Here is a 17182-nt window from a genome sequence, read left to right on the forward strand (position 1 = left end):
TTCGCCTCCGCCGCCCGCGACCACGGCCGCGCCGCCGCCCTCACCACCGCGCCCGGCGCACGGGCCCGCAGGCTGCTGTCCGCCGCCGCCGACCACTGGCGGCGCGGCCTGCCGCACCGGTCCCGCGCGGTGATGCGGGAGGCGGCGCCGCTGTCCGACCACCCGGAGGTGCGGGCCCTCGCCGACCTCGTGCGCGGCGGCGTGGAGTTCGGCGCGGTCCCGGCGGACGTGGCCGGGCGGCGGCTCGTGCGCGCCGCCGGGGAGCTGCTCGGCCGGGACCGGGACCTCGCGGTCACCGCGCTGGGCTTCGCCGGGGAGGCCGCGGCCGTCGCGGGCGACCACGCCCTGCACGCGGACACCGCCCGCCTGGCCGCGACGTGGCGGCGCACCGACGAACCACCCGGCTCCCGGCTCGCCCTCGACCACCTCATCGGCACCGCCGCCAGCTACGCGGGCCGCCACGACGAGGCCGTGCCGGTGCTGCGCTCGGTCGTCGACCTGGCCGAACGCCTGCCGAACGCGACCGCCAAGATCTGGGGCGGGCACGCCGCCTACGTGCTCGGCGACGCCGGCCGCGCCCACGCCCTGGCCGACCGGGGCGTCGGCGCAGCCCGGGAGAACGGCCTCGTGGCGCTCGTGCCGTGGGCGCTGGCCTACCGCGCGCTGGCCGCGCTCATGGTCGACGGGCACGAGGCCGCGCTCACCGCCGCGTTCGAGGGCGTCCACGCCGCGACCGCCGCCGGCCAGCACAACGCCGTCGCCGACCACCTGATGATCCTCGCCCTGCTCGCCGCCCTGCGCGGCGACGCCGACACCGCGCTGCACCGCGTCGACACGGCCGCCGACCAGGTCCGCAGGCTGGGCCTCGGCCGGTCCGGCACGGTCGGCGCGTGGGCGTCCACCTGCGTGGACCTGGTCCGCGACCGGCCCGCCGACGCGCTGCGCCGGATGCGCGGCGCCACCGTGCGCGGCGTCCACGCGGGCATCGCGGCCATGGCCTCGCCCGACATCGTGGAGGCCGCCGTGCGCGGCGGCGAACCCGACACCGCCGACCGCGCCCTGCACCGGTACGAGGCGTGGGCGCGCAGCACCGGCGCCACGTCGAGGCTGGCCGTGTCGCACCGCTGCCGCGCCCTCGTCAGCGCGGGACCGGAGGCCGAGGAGCACTTCAGCGAGGCCGTGCGCCTGCACCACGCCGCCGGTACGCCGCTGGAGCTGGCCAAGACCGAGCTGTTCTACGCCAACCGGCTGCGGCGGGGCCGGAAACCGCGCCGGGCCAGGGAGCTGCTGCACGACGCCGTGCAGCACTTCGAGCACTACGAGGCCGACCACTGGGCCGAACGCGCCCGAGCCGAGCTGCGCGCCGCGGGCGAGCCGGTGGAGCAGGCCGCCGGGCGGGCTCCCGGGCGGGCTCCCGGTGGGGCCTCCGGGTTGACCGCCGAGCTGACGCCGCAGCAGCGCCAGATCGCCCGCCTGGTCGCGGAAGGGGCCACCAACCGCGAGGTGGCGGCCCGGCTGTTCCTCAGCCGCCGCACCGTCGAGCACCACCTGCGCAACATCTTCACGCGGCTCGACATCCGGTCCCGGGTCGAGCTGGTCAGGTTCCTGGGGTGAGGAGCTGCGGCGCGGCTCAGCCGATGACCGCGACCCCGTCGTGGTCCACCGCCAGGCGAACCCGGTCACCGGGCGACGGGGGCGCGGCCACCGGGGCCACCGCCTCGAACCCCTCCCCCGCCACGTCCACCAGCAGCCGCACGTGGTCGCGGCGGTGCACCCGTTCCCGCACGGTCGCCTCGACCGACCCGCCCGGGTCGACGCGCAGGGCCGTGGCCCGCAGGCCCACCCGCGCGTCCACGCCCACCAGCTCCCGGGCCGCCGCCGCGTCCAGCACCCGGCCGCAGCCCAGGAACCGGGCCGCGTCCACGTCCACCGGGCGTCGCCACACCTCCGACGGCTCGCCCACCTGCACCACCCGGCCCGCCCGCAGCACCGCGACCCGGTCGGCGAGGGTGAACGCCTCGTCGTGGTCGTGCGTCACCACCAGCGCCGTCGCACCGGTCTCCCGCAGCAGCCGCGCCAGGTCCACGGCCAGCTGCTCGCGCAGCGCCCGGTCCAGCGCGGACAGCGGCTCGTCGAGCAGCAGCAGCTTCGGGCGCGGCGCCAGCGCCCGCGCCAGCGCCACCCGCTGCTGCTCGCCGCCCGACAGCTCGGTCACCCGCCTGCGCCCGTAGCCGGCCAGGCCCACCAGCTCCAGCAGCCCGTCGACGCGCTCCTCCCGCTCCGCCCGCCCCACGCCACCCATGCGCAAGCCGAACGCCACGTTGCCCGCCACGTCCCGGTGCGGGAACAGCTGCCCGTCCTGGAACACCAGGCCGAACCCGCGCCGGTGCACGGGCGTGCCCGCCAGGTCCGCGCCGTCCCACGCGACGCGGCCCGCGCTCGGCGGCTCCAGGCCCGCCACCGCCCGCAGCAGCGTCGACTTGCCGCAACCGGACGGCCCCAGCAGCGCCACCACCTCGCCGTCGGCGACCGCCAGGTCCACCCCGGACACGGCGGTCACCGCGCCGTACCGCACGCTCAGGCCCTCGACGCGCAACGCCACTAGAACTCCCCGCCGCTCGGCACGCGCAGCCGCTCGATCGCGAGCACGGCCACCGTGGTCACCACCATCAGCAGCGCGCACGCCGCGTACGCCATCTGGCTGTTCAGCTCACCCGGCCGCGACATCAGCCGGGCGATCACCACCGGCAGCGTCGGCGCCTCCGGCCGGGCCAGGAAGCTCGTCGCGCCGAACTCGCCCAACGCCACCACGAACCCGAACCCGGCCGCCGCCACCAGCGACCGCGACGCCAGCGGCAGGTCCACCTCGCGCCACACCCGCCACGGGCTCGCGCCCAACGTCGCCGCCGCCTGCCGCAGCCGCTCGTCGACGGCCCGCAGCACCGGCAGCACGACCCGCACCACCAGCGGCGTCACCACCAGGGCCTGGGCCAGCGGCACCAGCAGCGGCGAGGTGCGGAAATCGCCCGGCAGCGCGTCCATGGTCACCAGGTAGCCGAAGCCGACCGTCACCGCCGACACGCCCAGCGGCAGCATCAGCGCCGCGTCCAGGGCCTCGGCGAACCACGAGCCGCGCCGGCGCAGCCCCACCAGCACCACCGCCGACACCACGCCCACCACCAGCGCGATCAGCGTCGCGTCGGTGGCCGCGCGCAGCGAGTTCAGCGCCGCGTCCAAGCCGGTCACCGCGAGCGTGCCGCGCTCGCCCGTGCCGGCCAGCGCCGCGTACCCGGCCAGGCTCCACCCGTCCCGGCCGGACAGCGACCGCGCCACCAGGCCGACCACCGGCGCGAGCAGGGCGGCGACCACCAGCCACGCGGCGGCCACCACCGCCCACTCGCCGCCGGTCGGCCGGCGCGGCGGCTCCACCCGCAGCGGCAGACCCCGCTCACGCCGGCGCCGGGCCGCACCGCCCAGCACCAGCACCGCGACCACCGCCGCGAACTGGAGCAGCGACAGCGCCGCCGCGCCCGGCAGGTCGAACAGCTCCACCGTGCGCAGGTAGATCTCGGTCTCCAGGGTGCGGTGGCGCGCGCCGCCGAGCACCAGCACCACGCCGAAGCTGGTGGCGCAGAACAGGAACACCACCGACGCGGCCGACCCGATCGCCGGCGCCAGCGCGGGCAGCGCCACCGACGCGAACGCCCTCGGCCGCGACGCGCCCAGGGCCCGTGCCGCGTCCTCCGCGCGCCGGTCGACGCGCGCCCACAGGCCGCCGACCGTGCGGGCGACCACGGCCACGTTGAAGAACGCGTTGGCCAGCACGATCGGCAGCACGCCGCCGTCCGGCCACAGCGCCCGGAACGCCAGCCCCACCACCACGGTCGGCAGCACGAACGGCACCATCACCGCCGCCCGCACCACCCCCGTGCCGCGCACCCGGCAGCGGGCCAGCACGAACGCCACCGGCATCCCCGCGACCAGGGCGAGCCCCGTCGCGGCGGCGGCCTGGCCGAGGGTGAAGCCGACCAGCGACCAGGTGCGGGCGTCGGACAGGACCGGGAGGACGCCGCCCCCGCCCAGGCCGAGCCCGACGATCGCGGCCACCGGCCAGGCGAAGAACACGCCCAGGAACGCCAGCGGCAGGACGGCCGCGAGCGCCCACGCCCACCCCGCGCCCGGGTGTCGCGGGGTTCGGCGGGTGGGGGTGGGTGTGGGTGCGCGGGTGGGGGGTGCCGGATCAGGGCCGGTCGGCACCGGGCCGGTCAGCCCTGCACCAGGGCGCGCCACTCGGCCACCCAGCGCTCGCGGTTCGCGTCGACCTCGGCGGCGGGCAGCGACCGGGACGACGTCGGCAGCGGCGCGGCCTTCGCCCACTCCCCGGGCAGCGCCACGCCCTCCCGCGACGGGTACACGTACATCTGGCCGGGCACGTCGGCCTGGAACCGCTCGGACAGCAGGAAGTCCACGACCGCCTCCGCGTCCTCGGCGTTCTTCGCCCCGTCGAGCACGCCCGCGTACTCGACCTGGCGGTAGCAGGTGTCGAGCAGGGCCTTGGTGCGCGGCGTGCCGTCGTCGCCGATCTCGGCCGACGGCGAGGACGCGTAGGACACCACGACCGGCCGGGGCCCCTTGCCGCTGGAGCCGGAGAAGTCCTGCGTGTAGGCCTCCTCCCAGCCGCTGACGACCTTGACGCCGTTGGCGGTCAGCTGACCCCAGTAGCGCTGCCAGTTCCCCTCGCCGAAGGTGGCGATGGTGGCGAGCAGGAACGCCAGGCCCGGCGACGAGGTGGCCGGGTCCTCCACCACCAGCATGTCCCGGTACTTCGGGTCGGCGAGGTCCGCGAGCTGGGCGGGCTCGCCGACGTCCTTGAGCGCGGCCACGTCGACGTTCAGGCACACGTCGCCGACGTCCACGGCGTGCAGCCGGTTCGGCGGGTCGAGCTGGTAGCGCTGGGCGCCGTGCCGCGCCTCCGGGCTGGCGTGCTCGGCGAACACGCCCTCCCGCAGCGCCCGCGAGGCGAAGGTGGAGTCCACGCCGAAGGCGACGTCGCCGATCGGGTTGTCCTTGGTCAGGACCAGCTTGTTGGTCACCTCGCCGGCGTCGCCGCTCGCCAGCGGCTTGACCGTGATGCCGGTCTCGGCCTTGAAGGCGTCCAGCAGCTCCTGCGACACGGCGAACGAGTCGTGGGTCACCAGGGTGACCACCCGCTCGCCCTCGGCGGGTTCGTCCGTGGCGGCCACCGAGCAGCCCGAGAGCAGCGCGAGCGCGGCGGCGGCGGACAGCAGAGGTCGGAACATCATCTCTCCCTACACCGGCATGACCCGGATCAGGTGCGGACGGTCGAAGGCCTGCGTGCCTTCCTCTCAGCCCGGCGCGACACCGGACTCCCGTGGTGGAGCGGCAGTTTAACGGGCAGGATCCGGACCATGCCCAAGGCCGAGTTGTTGACCGACGACCAACTGGACGCCGAACTGGTCTCCCTGCCCCTGTGGCGGGCCAGGGAGGCCGCGCTGGAGCGCACCGTCGAGCTGGCGAGCTTCCCCCAGGCCGTCGAGGTGGTGAACCGGGTCGCGGAGGTCGCCGAGCGCGACGACCACCACCCCGACATCGACATCCGCCGGCGCACCCTGACGTTCCGCTGCTGGACGCACGTCAGCGGCGGGATCACCGCGCTGGACGTGTCACTGGCCCAGGAGGTCGACGCGATCCTCGACGCCCTCGCGTGACCGGTCGTCCCGGCCCCTGTCGCGCAGCGCCACCGCGACGGCGACCAGGGTGAGCAGCCCCACCGCGGGGTAGACCCAGCCGAGCGCCGACAGGTGCCAGGGGCGCGGGATGACCCAGATCGACTCCTGCGCGATGAGCAGGACCGAGATCAGGTAGCTGCCGATCGCCGCCAGCCACGCCACCGCGGTCACCCTGGCCAGCCGGTGCGAGGTGCCGTGCAGCAGCCACATCAGGGCGGGCACGGCCCACACCCAGTGGTGGCTCCACGAGATCGGCGACACCAGCAGCCCCAGGAGCTGCACGGTGACGATCATCGCCAGGGCGTCCTTCGCCTTCACCGCCGCGTGCAGGGCGAACCCGGCGAGGACCGCGGCCACCGCCGCGCCGGCCAGGAACACCGGCCCGGTCTGCACGTCGTGCCCGAGGGTGCGGCTCAGCGCGCCGCGCAGCGACTGGTTGATCGCCGAGCCGACGGGCCCGACGCGCTCCGCGTCGCCGAGCAGGTGGAACCAGTACTGCGAGGACAGGGCCGGGGAGATCGCCCAGCCGACGCCGACCGTGGCGGCGAACGCGACGACCGACCACACCGCCGCCCGGTACTGCCTGGTGACGAGGAAGTAGAGGCCGGAGATCGCGGGCGTGAGCTTCAGGCCGGCCGCGACGCCGACACCGGCGCCCTGCGCCCAGGACCGCGCGCCGACCAGCGTGCCCAGCAGCAGGGCGGCGAGGACGAGGTTGATCTGGCCGTAGTTCAGCGTGGTGCGGACCGGCTCGACCCAGATGAACAGGCCGGTCCACAGCAGGGCCCGGCGCGGGTCGCGGCTGCCGACCAGGTCGAGCGACTTCCTGGTGACGAACCACAGGCACGCCAGGCTGACCAGCTGCCAGGACCAGCGCGCCACGCCCCACGGCACCCAGGACAGCGGCACGAACACCAGCGCGGAGAACGGCGGGTAGGTGAACGGCAGGGCGAACTGGTCGGAGAACTCCTCCAGCCGCCACTCGTAGAGGGCCCCGGTGAACAGCTCCGGCGAGGCGTTCCGGTAGACCATGAGGTCCACCATGGTCATCTTCGCCTGGAAGGCGACCATGGCCAGGTGACCGAGCAGTGACAGCCCGAACAGCCACGGCGCGAGGACCAGCGCACGCCCTTCCAGTGCACGCAGCGCCACTCCTACCTCCACGTTCGTGTGAATTGCACGACTGCCGGGCCACGAAACCGGGTACCCGGACGTCAAGACGAGTGGGAGATCAACGCAAGGGGATATCGCATGACCGCCGACATCGTCGTGTTCACCGTCGCCGCCCTGGGCATGCTGGCGACCGCGGGTGGCGTCTTCGCCATGGCCCGCCACAGCCGCAACCAGGTGCGCTGACGGCACGCAGACAGTACCTCGGGGCGGCGCACGCGGTGCGCCGCCCCGAGGCCTTTTCCGGGGCGGCGCGCTCCCGGCGCGTCTGGCCGGACCGAGCGCGGACAGATCGCCGCAAACGCTTGCGCGCCCCTTGGGGCGGGGGTGGAGAGGCTGATTCGGCCGCCCCACCGGTCCTCAGGGCCTGGCGGACCGCCTCATCGTGCGATGGCGTCCCGAGCCGGATGCCGCCGTCACGACCGCGCCCTTCGTCGGGGAGCAGGCCTGGCCGGCGCCGCAAGAGGTGCTGCCGGTGGTCGAGGTCGAGTCACCGGAGTCGAGGATCCGCGACCGCACCGTCAAGCCGCACAAGTACGCCGAGGCCGGCATCGGGCTCTGCCGGCGCGTCGAGCAGGCGGGCGGCAAACCGGTCGAGCAGCGCCGCGTGGCGCTCCCGACCCTCCCGGGAGAGCGCCCGGAAGCGCTCCTGCCGCGAGGCGGCGTCGCCGTCGCCCGCCGCCTCGTCCGCCCCGCCCGCTCGTCCTCGGTCACGCCGCCGATCCCAGGTCCGGGAAGCGCGGATCCGCCTGCCGGCACCGGCCCGGCCGGTCACACGTTGAACCTGAACTCCACCACGTCGCCGTCGGCCATGACGTAGTCCTTGCCCTCCATGCGGACCTTGCCCGCGGCCCGCGCGGCGGCCATCGAGCCCGCCTCCACGAGGTCGTCGAAGGACACGACCTCGGCCTTGATGAACCCGCGCTCGAAGTCGGTGTGGATCACGCCCGCCGCCTGCGGCGCGGTCGCGCCCTTGGCGATCGTCCACGCCCGCGACTCCTTGGGGCCCGCCGTCAGGTAGGTCTGCAACCCCAGGGTGTGGAACCCGGCCCGCGCCAGCGCGTGCAGGCCCGGCTCGTGCTGGCCGATCGACTCCAGCAGCTCCCGCGCGGACTCCTCGTCCAGCTCCAGCAGCTCCGCCTCGACCTTGGCGTCGAGGAACACCGCGTCCGCCGGGGCCACCAGCTCGCGCAGCTCCTTCAGCTTCGCCTCGTCGGTCAGCACGCCCTCGTCCGCGTTGAACACGTACAGGAACGGCTTGGTGGTGAGCAGGCTCAGCTCGCGCAGCAGCGGACCATCCACTTCGGACCGCGCGGCGAACAGGGTGCGGCCCGAGTCGAGGACCTCGCGCGCCTTGTTCGCGGCCTCCAGCGCCGGCCGCCGGTCCTTGACCGTGCGCGCTTCCTTCTCCAGCCGCGGGATGGCCTTCTCCAGGGTCTGGAGGTCCGCGAGGATCAGCTCGGTGTTGATCGTCTCGATGTCGGAGGCGGGGTCGACGCGGCCGTCGACGTGCACCACGTCGTCGTCCGCGAACACCCGGATGACCTGGCAGATCGCGTTGGCCTCGCGGATGTTGGCCAGGAACTTGTTGCCCAGGCCCGCGCCCTCCGACGCGCCCTTCACGATGCCCGCGATGTCGACGAACGACACCGTCGCGGGCACCTCGCGCTCCGAGGAGAAGATCCCGGCCAGCCTGCCGAGCCTCTCGTCCGGCAGCGGCACCACGCCGACGTTCGGCTCGATGGTCGCGAACGGGTAGTTCGCCGCCAGCACGTCGTTGCGCGTGAGGGCGTTGAACAGAGTGGACTTGCCGACGTTGGGCAGGCCGACGATACCGAGGGTCAAACTCACGGGAGGTGAGTCTACGCGCCCCACCCCCGTGTCCGATTCCCGCGAGACCCCACCTCGACCCCCTGGCAGAGTGGTCGCCGTGCTCCTCGACGACGAACGCGCCTACCGGGCCGTCGCGGCCCGGGACGCCCGGTTCGACGGCTGCTTCATCCTCGCGGTGCGCACCACGCGCATCTACTGCCGCCCGTCCTGCCCGGCGGTGACGCCGAAGCGCCGCAACGCCGAGTTCTACCCCACGGCGGCGGCCGCGCAGTCGGCCGGCTACCGGGCGTGCCGGCGCTGCCTGCCCGACGCCGTGCCGGGCTCGCCGGAGTGGAACCTGCGCGCCGACCTGGCCGCGCGGGCCATGCGCCTGATCTCGGACGGCGTGGTGGAGCGCGAGGGCGTGCCCGGCCTGGCGCACCGGCTCGGCTACTCCGAGCGCCACCTGACCCGCGTGCTGACCGCCGAGCTGGGCGCCGGTCCCCTGGCGCTGGCCCGCGCGCACCGCGCCCACTCCGCCCGCCTGCTGATCGAGACGACCGACCTGTCGTTCTCCGACGTGGCGTTCGCGGCGGGGTTCGCGAGCGTCCGCCAGTTCAACGACACGATCCGGTCGATCTTCGCCACCACGCCGTCGGCCATGCGCGCCGCCCGCGCGGCCACCGGCCCGGCCGGCCGCATCACCCTGCGCCTGCCCTACCGGCCGCCGTTCGACGCCGCCGGCCTGCTGGCCGGCTTCCGGGCCTCGGCGATCCCGGGCGTCGAGCACGTGACCGGCACCCGCTACGCCCGCTCGCTGCGCCTGCCGCACGGCCAGGCCACGGTCCGCCTGGAACCCGCCGACGGCCACGTCCTGTGCACGCTCCGGCTGACCGACCTGCGCGACCTGGGCAGCGCGGTGAGCCGCGTGCGGCGGCTGATGGACCTCGACGCCGACCCGGTGGCCGTCGACGGGTTCCTGTCCGCCGACCCGGTGCTGCGCCCCCACGTGCTGTCCCGGCCGGGCGTCCGCCTGCCGGGCAGCGTGGACGGCGCGGAGACCCTGCTGCGGGCCCTCGGCCACACCGCGCCCGGCGAGCCCCTGGCGCACCCGGACGGCGAGGTCACCCACCTCTACCCGCAGCCGGCGGCGGTCGACTCCCCGGTGGCGCGGGCCCTGGCCGACGGCTCCCTGCGGGTGGACGTGGGCCGGGACGCGGACGAGCTGCACGCCGAGCTGGCCGCGTTCCCCGGCGTGGGCCCCGAGGTCGCCGCGTACGTGGTGATGCGCGTCCTCGGCGCCCCCGACATGCCCTTGACCAGCGAAGACAACGCCTGGCGGCCGTGGCGCTCCTACGCCGCCGTGCACCTCGGGAGAGCAGCGTGACCACTGCGCACGTGTCCACGGTCGACACCCACCTCGGCCCCTTCACCGCCGTCGTCGCACCGGACGGCGCGGTCCTGGCCAGCGGGTGGACCGCCGACCCGGACGACCTGCTGCCGCAGGTGTCGCCCTCGCTGCGCCCGGCCGACCTCACCGCCCGCCGCGACCTGGGCGAGGTCACCCGGGCCGTGCGCGCCTACCACCGGGGCGACCTGGCGGCGATCGACGGCGTGCCGGTGCGGCAGCGGGCGGGCGGGTTCACCGAGCAGGCGTGGACGGCGCTGCGCGCGGTCCCGGCCGGCCGGACCGTGTCCTACGCCGAGTACGCCGGGCTGGCCGGGCGGCCGGCGGCGGTCAGGGCGGCGGCGAGCGCGTGCGCGAAGAACGCCGCCACGCTGTTCGTGCCGTGCCACCGGGTGGTGCGGACGGGCGGCGCGACCGGGAACTTCCGCTGGGGCGTGGAGACCAAGCGCCGGCTGCTGGCGCACGAGGCGCGGGCCCGCCCCCAGTTGTCGTCGTAACGGACCCGCCAGCGCCCCGTGGGCGCGCCCGAGGGCGTCACCTCCTTGGTGACCTCGGCGACCCGCACGATCCGGCGGTCGTCGAGTTCCAGGCGGTCCCGGTGGAGCAGGCCCAGCGGCGCCCGGCTCTCGACCAGCAGCTCGCCGGCGTGCCCCCGGACCGGGTGGTCCGCCTGGCACTTCCCGGTCATCACCCGCAGCGCGGAATCCCGCGCGTCCAGATCTCCCGGACCCGCTCGGTCAGGGCGTCCACCCACGCCTCGGCGGTCACCAGGTGGTGGACCGCCTCAGCGCCACGTCACCGGCGGTCTGCCCGACCAGGTTCAGCTCCGCCTTGCGCACCGTCAGCCGGTCCGGACAGCAGGCGCTCGATCTCCTCCGCCGTCCCCGGGTCCTCGAACGTGGTGGCGATGATCGAGTGGACGTCCTCGGGGCGGATGGCCTCGGTCGGGCTCCACTGCTTCGCCGTCGCCTGCGACCCCTGCGAGGGCGCCGTCGGCTTCCCCTTGCCGAGGAGGCCCGCAGGCACGGGGCGCGGAGGTGTTCCGGTGGTGGGAGGACGGCTCCCCGCCGCGCGGTGGGGAGCGGGGATCAGTCCTCGTCGCGCGGCGGCCGGGGCTTGCGCTGCCCCGGGCGGCCCTCGCGGGACGCCGGGCGGCGCGGCCGGTCGCCCGGGGCGCCCTCGCGCGGCCGGGGCCGCTTGGGCCGGTCCTCGTCGGAGGCGGCGGCAGCAGCGGCGGGGCGGCGGCGCTCGCCGTCCGGGCGCGGGCGCTTGGGGCGGTCCTCCTGGTCGACGGCCGCCTTGGCCGGCTTCTCGGGACGCTCCTTCGCGACCGGCTTCTCCGCGCGCTCGCCCTTGGCCGGCTTCTCCGCGCGCTCGCCCTTGGCCGGCTTCTCCGGGCGCTCGCCCTTCGGCTTCCGCCGGGCCTCGCGCGCCTCGCGCGCCTCGTCCTTCGTCGGCCGGTTCGGGTCCTTCTGGGTGGTCACCCGGACGATCCCGACGACCACCGTGACCAGGGTCGTCACCGCCATCGCCGGGAAGCCGTCGATCAGGGGTTTGCCCAGGTCGATGCCGATGGACGCGAGCCCGCCCGAGGGCATCCCGCGCGCCACCACCGCCACCAGCGGCACGATGATCGCCAGCACCAGCGGCGGCTGGACGACCGGGCCGAACATCGACCGCCGCTCCACGAACACCACCGCGCCGACGCAGCCGACGAAGAACGCGACGGCGAACACCCACTTCACGGTCGGGCCGGACGACAGGTCGACGTACGCGCCGACGGCGGCGACCACGAACGCGATGAGCACGGCGGCCCACCAGGGCAGGCCCCGGAAGCTGCCGAACATGGCGCGGTCGTTCCAGCGCACGGCCTCGTCGACGTCGCCGAGGTCGTCCTCCGGCTCGCTGCGCGAGTCGTCACGCGTTGCAGCGGTCACGCAGCACACTCCTCGATCGACCGGGGCGGAAGGTCCGTCACACTCTATTACGCCTCGCGCGCGTCCAAGGGTGCACCAAGGCTTTCGTCCGCCCGGCGCACCAGCGGCAGCGGCGTGACCCCGGACGACGCGTTGCTCAGCGGCTCCACGGCCGCCCGGAAGCCCTCCAGCGCGTCGAGCTCGCGCCGCCGCGCCGACAGGAACCGCTGGAGGTGCGTGCTGGACAGGTTCACCGCGTCGACCGCGCCGTCCGCGGCCCGGTGGGCGCGCCCGGCCGCGGCCCGCACCTGCTCCACGTCCTCGGCCAGCGCCCGGTCGGTCACCGCGAACATCGCGGCCGAGGCGATCACCGCGAACCCGGTCGGCCCGCACAGGAACACCCGCCGGTCCAGCAGCCACCTCAGCAGCTCGGGGTCGGTGTCCAGGGCGGCGACGACGGCGGCGTCGTTGGGCACGAACATGATCGTCCCGTAGATCGCGTCGGCCCACCGCTGGTAGCCCTTGCCGGCCAGCTCGGCGGCCCGCGCCCGGATGTTGCGCACGTGCACGCGCAGCGCGTCGGCCCGCTCGTTCGGGTCGTCCGTCTCGACCGCCTCGGCCCACGTCGCCATGCTCATCTTCGCGTCGACGGGCACCTGCCGGCCGCCGCCGACGTTGAGCACCAGGTCCGGCCGCGCGGAGCCGCCGCCCGCGACGTCGACCTGCACCTCGAAGTGGACGCCCTGGCGCAGCCCGAGCACCCGCGCGGTCTCCACCAGCACCTTCTCGCCCAGCTCGCCGCGCCCGCTGACGGACGAGAACGCCACCTCGTAGCGCTGGAGCGCGGCCCACTGCTGGTCGCCGCGCTCGCGCTCGGCGCCCACCGCGGCCAGCGCGGCGTCGGTGCGCCGCACGCTGTCCTGGTAGAGCCGGTGCAGGAACACCAGGGCGCCCGCGAGCAGGAGCGCCACGACCACCGCCGCCGTGCTGAGGACCTCCGTCACACCGCAGATCATTACGCATCGGCGTGAGATCACACGTTCGGGCGACACGCCGAGACCCCCCTCCCGGGCTCCGCGGGCGGCCGGCCCTAGCGTGTGCCGGCATGCGGTTCCTGCACACCTCCGACTGGCACGTGGGCCGGACCTTCCACGGTCGGGACCTGCTCCGCGAACAGGAGGCGGTGCTGGGCGGCCTGGCCGACCTGGTGTCCGACGAGCGGGTCGACGTGGTCGTGGTGTCGGGCGACCTGTTCGACCGGGCGGTGCCGAACGCGGAGGCGGTCGCGGTGTGCTCGCGGGTCCTCAAGCGGGTCCGCGCGGCCGGCGCGAGGATCGTGATCACGCCCGGCAACCACGACTCGGCGACGCGGCTGGGCTTCCTCGGCGCGTTCGCCGAGGCGGGCGGGCTGCACCTGCGCACGCGGGTGGCCGAGCTGCACGAGCCGGTGCTGTTCGCCGACGGGCACGGGCCGGTCGCGGTGTACGGCATCCCGTTCCTGGAGCCGGAGACGGCGCGGCACGCGCTGGGCGTGCCGGACGCCAAGGGCCACGCGGGCGTGCTCGCCGAGGCCATGCGGCGGGTGCGGGACGACCTGTCCCGGCGCGCCGGGACCAGGTCGGTGGTGCTGGCGCACGCGTTCGTGACCGGCGGCGAGCCGTGCGAGTCGGAGCGCACCATCGCGGTGGGCGGCGTGCAGGACGTGTCGGGCTCGGTGTTCGCCGGGGTCGACTACGCGGCGCTGGGCCACCTGCACGGGCAGCAGACCCTGGCCGACCACCTGCGGTACTCGGGCAGCCCGGTGGCGTACTCGTTCTCCGAGGCCCGGCACGACAAGCTGGTGTGGCTGGTGGAGCTGGACGCGGGCGGCCTGGCGGGCGTGGAGAAGCGGGCCCTGCCGGTGCCGCGGCCGCTGGCCGGCATCGGCGGCGAGCTGGAGGAGCTGCTCCTGGCGGCCGAGCACGAGGCGGTGGTGGACCACTTCCTGTCGGTGACGCTGACCGACCGGGTGCGCCCGCTGGACGCGCTGCGCCGCCTCCAGGCGAGGTTCCCGCACGCGGTGCACGTGGAGTGGCGGCCGGCGGAGGGGCGGGCGGGCGAGCTGCGGTTCGCCGAGCGCGTGCGCGGGCGCAGCGACGAGGAGGTCGCGTGCTGCTTCGTCGAGGACGTGCGCGGCGACCGGCCGGGCGACCGGGAGCTGGCGCTGCTGCGCGAGGCGTTCGCCGCGGCGGCGCGGGAGGTGGACAGGTGAAGCTGCACCGGCTGGCGGTGAGCGGGTTCGGCCCGTACGCGGCGCACGAGGAGGTCGACTTCGACCTGCTCGGCGCGGACGGGTTGTTCCTGCTGCACGGCGACACCGGCGCGGGCAAGACGACGCTGCTCGACGCGGTGGCGTTCGCGCTGTTCGGGAAGGTGCCGGGCGCGCGCGGCGACGTGAAGCGGCTGCGCTGCGACTACGCCTCGCCGGACACGGCGACGTTCGTCGAGCTGGAGCTGACCGTGCGGGGCAGGCGGTTCCTGGTCCGGCGCAGCCCCGAGTACGACCGGCCCAAGCGGCGCGGCGACGGCGTCACCCGCCAGCAGGCGCAGGTGTCGCTGACCTGGCTGGCCGGCTGGGAGGGCGAGGGCCACACCCGCATCGACGACGTGGCGCGCGAGATCGACTCCCTGCTCGGGATGAGCGCCGACCAGTTCTTCCAGGTCGTGCTGCTGCCGCAGGGCGAGTTCGCGCGGTTCCTGCGCGCGGAGACCGTCGAGCGGGAGAAGCTGCTGGAGAAGCTGTTCGGCACCGAGCGGTTCCTGGACGTGGAGAAGTGGTTCCGCGAGCACCGCCGCGAGCGGCGCCAGGAGGTGGAGCGGCTCGGCCTGGTCAACCGCGACCTGGTGCAGCGGGTCGCGGAGGCGGGCGCCGAGGAGCCGCCGGAGGTGGCCGACCCGGAGTGGCTCAGCTCGCTGCTCAAGCGGCTGGACGAGGACGGCCGCGAGGCCGGGCAGCGGGCCGGCGAGGCGCTGGGGCTGCGCGAGGAGGCGGAGCGGGTGTGGCAGGGCGCCCGCGCGCTGGACGAGCGCGTGCGGCGGGTCCGCGACGCGCGCCGGGCGCTCGACCGGTACGCCGAGGAGGAGCCGGACCTGCGGGCGCGGGTCGCGGAGCTGGACGCGGCGCGGCGGGCCGCCGCGGTGGCGCCCGCGCGGGCCGCGCAGGACCGGCTGGGCGCCGCGCTGGAGCAGGCGGAGGCGCGGCAGCGGGCGGCGGGGGTCGCGGTGGCCGCCCTCGGGTACGGCGGCGAGGACCTGCGCGGCGACGCCGAGCGGTTCCGCGAGGAGTCCGGCGCGCTGACCGCCCTGGCCGCCGAGGCGCGCAAGCAGGAGGAGGACCGGCGGCGCGTCGCGCACCTGGAGCAGTCGGTCGCGGCCACCTCCCGGGACCTGGCGGTGCTGGTGTCCCAGTTGGACGAGGTGCCCGCCCGGCTGGCGGCGGCGCGGTCGGCGGTCGAGGAGTCGGGGTTGGCCGCCGCGCGGCTGACCCAGGTGGCCGGGCTCGCGGCCGCGGCGGCGGAGCTGCCGCGCGTCGAGGCGTCGTCCCGGGCGGCCGACGAGGCGCGGCGGGCGGCCGTGGACGACCACCAGCGGGCCCGGGACGCGCTGCTGCGGGTGCGGCAGGAGCGGCTGGAGGGCATGGCCGTCGAGCTGGCGGCCGGGCTGCGGCCCGGTGAGGCGTGCCCGGTGTGCGGGTCGGACGGGCACCCCGCGCCCGCGCGGCCCCTGCCGACGGCGGTGACGGCGGCGGACGAGGACGCGGCGGCGGAGGTGGAGCAGCGGGCCGCCGACCGGCGGGCGCGGGCCGAGCAGGAGGCGCAGAAGCTGGAGAGCGACCTCGCCCACCTGCGGGCGCAGCTGGGCGACCGCTCGCCCGACGAGCTGGAGCGCGAGCACCGCTCGGTGCTGGCGCTGGCCGGGCGCGCCGAGTCGGGGCAGGCGGAGCTGGCCGAGCTGGAGCGGCAGGTGGAGGGCGCGCTCGACCGGCGGGGCCGGCTGGAGCGGGACCTGGAGCGGGCGGGCGCGCAGCGGGACGAGCTGGTCGCGGCGGTCGCGGAGCGCGCGGCGCGGCTGGAGGAGGCGCGCGGCGACTTCCCGGACGTGGTGGCGCGCCGGGCGCACCTGTCCGACCTCGCCGACGCGCTCACCGACCTGCACGCGCGGCGGGTCGCGGTGGCCGAGCACGCCGAGCGCCTGGCCGAGCAGCGGTTGGAGGTGTCGCGGCTGGCGGCGGGCGCGGGGTTCGCCGACGTCGCCGAGGCCCTGGCCGCGGCGCGCCCCGACCACGCGGTGGCCGCGCTGGAGGAGCGCGTGCGCCGGGCGGAGCACGCCCGCGCGTCCGCCGAGACCACCCTGGTGGAGCTGGCCGACGTCGACCCGGCCGCCGAGGTGGACGTGGCGGGCGCCGAGGCGCGGTTCCGCGAGGCCACCGAGGTCGCCACGCGCGTGTCCGGCGCCCGGGACGAGGCCCTCCGGCGCGCGGCGAGGGCCGCCGACCTGGCCGGGCAGCTGCGCGCGGCGTGGGCGCGGCTGGAGCCGGTGCAGGCGGCGTTCGACGAGCTGGACGCGCTCACCGACGTGATCAACGGCCGGGGGCAGAACAACCGCAGCATGACCCTGCGCACCTACGTGCTGGCCGCGCGGCTGGAGGAGGTCGCGGTGGCCGCGAGCGCCCGCCTGGAGCGCATGAGCCAGGGCCGCTACCGGTTCGTGCACTCGGTGGAGGCCGGGCCGCGCGGCACCAGGGGCGGGCTGGGCCTGGACGTGCTGGACGACTACTCGGGGCTCCAGCGGCCCGCGAAGACGTTGTCGGGCGGCGAGTCGTTCCTGGCGTCGCTGGCGCTGGCGCTGGGGCTGTCCGACGTGGTGGCGGCGGGCGCGGTGCTGGACACGCTGTTCATCGACGAGGGCTTCGGCACGCTGGACGCGGAGACGCTGGAGCTGGTGATGACCACGCTGGACGAGCTGCGCGCCGGCGGCCGGGTGGTGGGCCTGGTGTCCCACGTGGACGAGCTGCGGCAGCGCATCCCGACCCGGCTGCGGGTCCGCAAGGCCCGTGCGGGCTCCACGCTCGAACTGACGGCCTAGCG

15 protein-coding genes and 1 riboswitch are annotated in these 17182 nt (G+C 76.0%); of the genes, 7 read left to right on the forward strand and 8 right to left on the reverse strand.

Translation table 11 applies throughout. The annotated features are described in order from the left end of the window. The coding region (locus ABD223_RS00005; protein WP_344033672.1) for a helix-turn-helix transcriptional regulator at positions 1-1614 on the forward strand (1614 nt) is incomplete at its 5' end. A gap of 16 nt (positions 1615-1630) precedes the next feature. Here ABD223_RS00005 and ABD223_RS00010 read toward each other — a convergent pair. From ABD223_RS00010 to ABD223_RS00020, 3 genes are all read right to left on the reverse strand, one after another. After that, the gene (locus tag ABD223_RS00010) at positions 1631-2602 is read right to left on the reverse strand and encodes an ABC transporter ATP-binding protein (protein ID WP_344033673.1); all 972 of its coding nucleotides are present in this window, start codon (positions 2600-2602) and stop codon (positions 1631-1633) included. Beyond that, entirely contained in the window at positions 2602-4290 is a 1689-nt protein-coding gene (locus ABD223_RS00015; protein ID WP_380646503.1) for an ABC transporter permease, read from the reverse strand. Before ABD223_RS00015 ends, ABD223_RS00010 begins: the two co-directional genes overlap by 1 nt. Next, positions 4266-5303 (reverse strand): thiamine ABC transporter substrate-binding protein, encoded by a 1038-nt coding sequence (locus tag ABD223_RS00020; protein WP_380646501.1) that lies wholly within the window; start codon positions 5301-5303, stop codon positions 4266-4268. Before ABD223_RS00020 ends, ABD223_RS00015 begins: the two co-directional genes overlap by 25 nt. Continuing rightward, positions 5289-5404, reverse strand: a riboswitch (TPP riboswitch). It overlaps the preceding gene by 15 nt. A 25-nt stretch (positions 5405-5429) precedes the next feature. On the opposite strand from ABD223_RS00020, the gene ABD223_RS00025 reads away from it, so the two are divergent. Further along, a complete protein-coding gene (locus ABD223_RS00025; RefSeq protein ID WP_344033674.1) occupies positions 5430-5729 on the forward strand; it encodes a 4a-hydroxytetrahydrobiopterin dehydratase in 300 nt (99 codons plus the stop codon). On the opposite strand, the gene ABD223_RS00030 is transcribed toward ABD223_RS00025, so the two are convergent. Beyond that, positions 5685-6902, reverse strand: coding sequence for a mannosyltransferase (locus tag ABD223_RS00030; RefSeq protein WP_344033675.1), 1218 nt, complete (start codon positions 6900-6902; stop codon positions 5685-5687). The genes ABD223_RS00025 and ABD223_RS00030 overlap by 45 nt on opposite strands. A 403-nt stretch (positions 6903-7305) precedes the next feature. On the opposite strand from ABD223_RS00030, the gene ABD223_RS00035 reads away from it, so the two are divergent. Then, entirely contained in the window at positions 7306-7740 is a 435-nt protein-coding gene (locus tag ABD223_RS00035) for a Uma2 family endonuclease (protein ID WP_344033676.1), read from the forward strand. On the opposite strand, the gene ychF is transcribed toward ABD223_RS00035, so the two are convergent. Further along, complete coding sequence (gene ychF / locus ABD223_RS00040; protein ID WP_344033677.1) at positions 7692-8771, reverse strand: redox-regulated ATPase YchF; 1080 nt, start codon at positions 8769-8771, stop codon at positions 7692-7694. The genes ABD223_RS00035 and ychF overlap by 49 nt on opposite strands. 79 nt (positions 8772-8850) lie before the next feature. Here ychF and ABD223_RS00045 point away from each other — a divergent pair, with 79 nt between their 5' ends. Continuing rightward, positions 8851-10119, forward strand: coding sequence for a DNA-3-methyladenine glycosylase 2 family protein (locus tag ABD223_RS00045; protein WP_344033678.1), 1269 nt, complete (start codon positions 8851-8853; stop codon positions 10117-10119). Continuing rightward, positions 10116-10637 carry a methylated-DNA--[protein]-cysteine S-methyltransferase gene (locus ABD223_RS00050; RefSeq protein ID WP_344033679.1) on the forward strand — a complete coding sequence of 174 codons (522 nt, stop codon included), beginning with the start codon at positions 10116-10118 and terminating at the stop codon, positions 10635-10637. Before ABD223_RS00045 ends, ABD223_RS00050 begins: the two co-directional genes overlap by 4 nt. A 298-nt stretch (positions 10638-10935) precedes the next feature. On the opposite strand, the gene ABD223_RS00055 is transcribed toward ABD223_RS00050, so the two are convergent. The 3 genes from ABD223_RS00055 to ABD223_RS00065 all read right to left on the reverse strand — a co-directional run bounded on the left by ABD223_RS00055 (position 10936) and on the right by ABD223_RS00065 (position 13060). Then, entirely contained in the window at positions 10936-11166 is a 231-nt protein-coding gene (locus ABD223_RS00055; protein ID WP_344033680.1) for a hypothetical protein, read from the reverse strand. 62 nt (positions 11167-11228) lie between these two features. Further along, positions 11229-12077 carry a DUF6542 domain-containing protein gene (locus ABD223_RS00060; protein ID WP_344033681.1) on the reverse strand — a complete coding sequence of 283 codons (849 nt, stop codon included), beginning with the start codon at positions 12075-12077 and terminating at the stop codon, positions 11229-11231. A 47-nt stretch (positions 12078-12124) separates the two neighbouring features. Next, the gene (locus tag ABD223_RS00065; RefSeq protein ID WP_344033682.1) at positions 12125-13060 is read right to left on the reverse strand and encodes a DNA recombination protein RmuC; all 936 of its coding nucleotides are present in this window, start codon (positions 13058-13060) and stop codon (positions 12125-12127) included. 101 nt (positions 13061-13161) lie between these two features. Between ABD223_RS00065 and ABD223_RS00070 the strand changes: the two genes are divergently transcribed. Next, on the forward strand, positions 13162-14307 hold the full coding sequence (locus ABD223_RS00070) for a metallophosphoesterase family protein (protein ID WP_344033683.1): 1146 nt from the start codon (positions 13162-13164) through the stop codon (positions 14305-14307). Further along, a complete protein-coding gene (locus ABD223_RS00075; protein WP_344033684.1) occupies positions 14304-17180 on the forward strand; it encodes an AAA family ATPase in 2877 nt (958 codons plus the stop codon). Before ABD223_RS00070 ends, ABD223_RS00075 begins: the two co-directional genes overlap by 4 nt. The last annotated feature ends 2 nt before the right edge of the window (positions 17181-17182 follow it).

It is taken from the genome of Saccharothrix xinjiangensis (assembly GCF_039527585.1).
Taxonomy (GTDB): domain Bacteria; phylum Actinomycetota; class Actinomycetes; order Mycobacteriales; family Pseudonocardiaceae; genus Actinosynnema; species Actinosynnema xinjiangensis.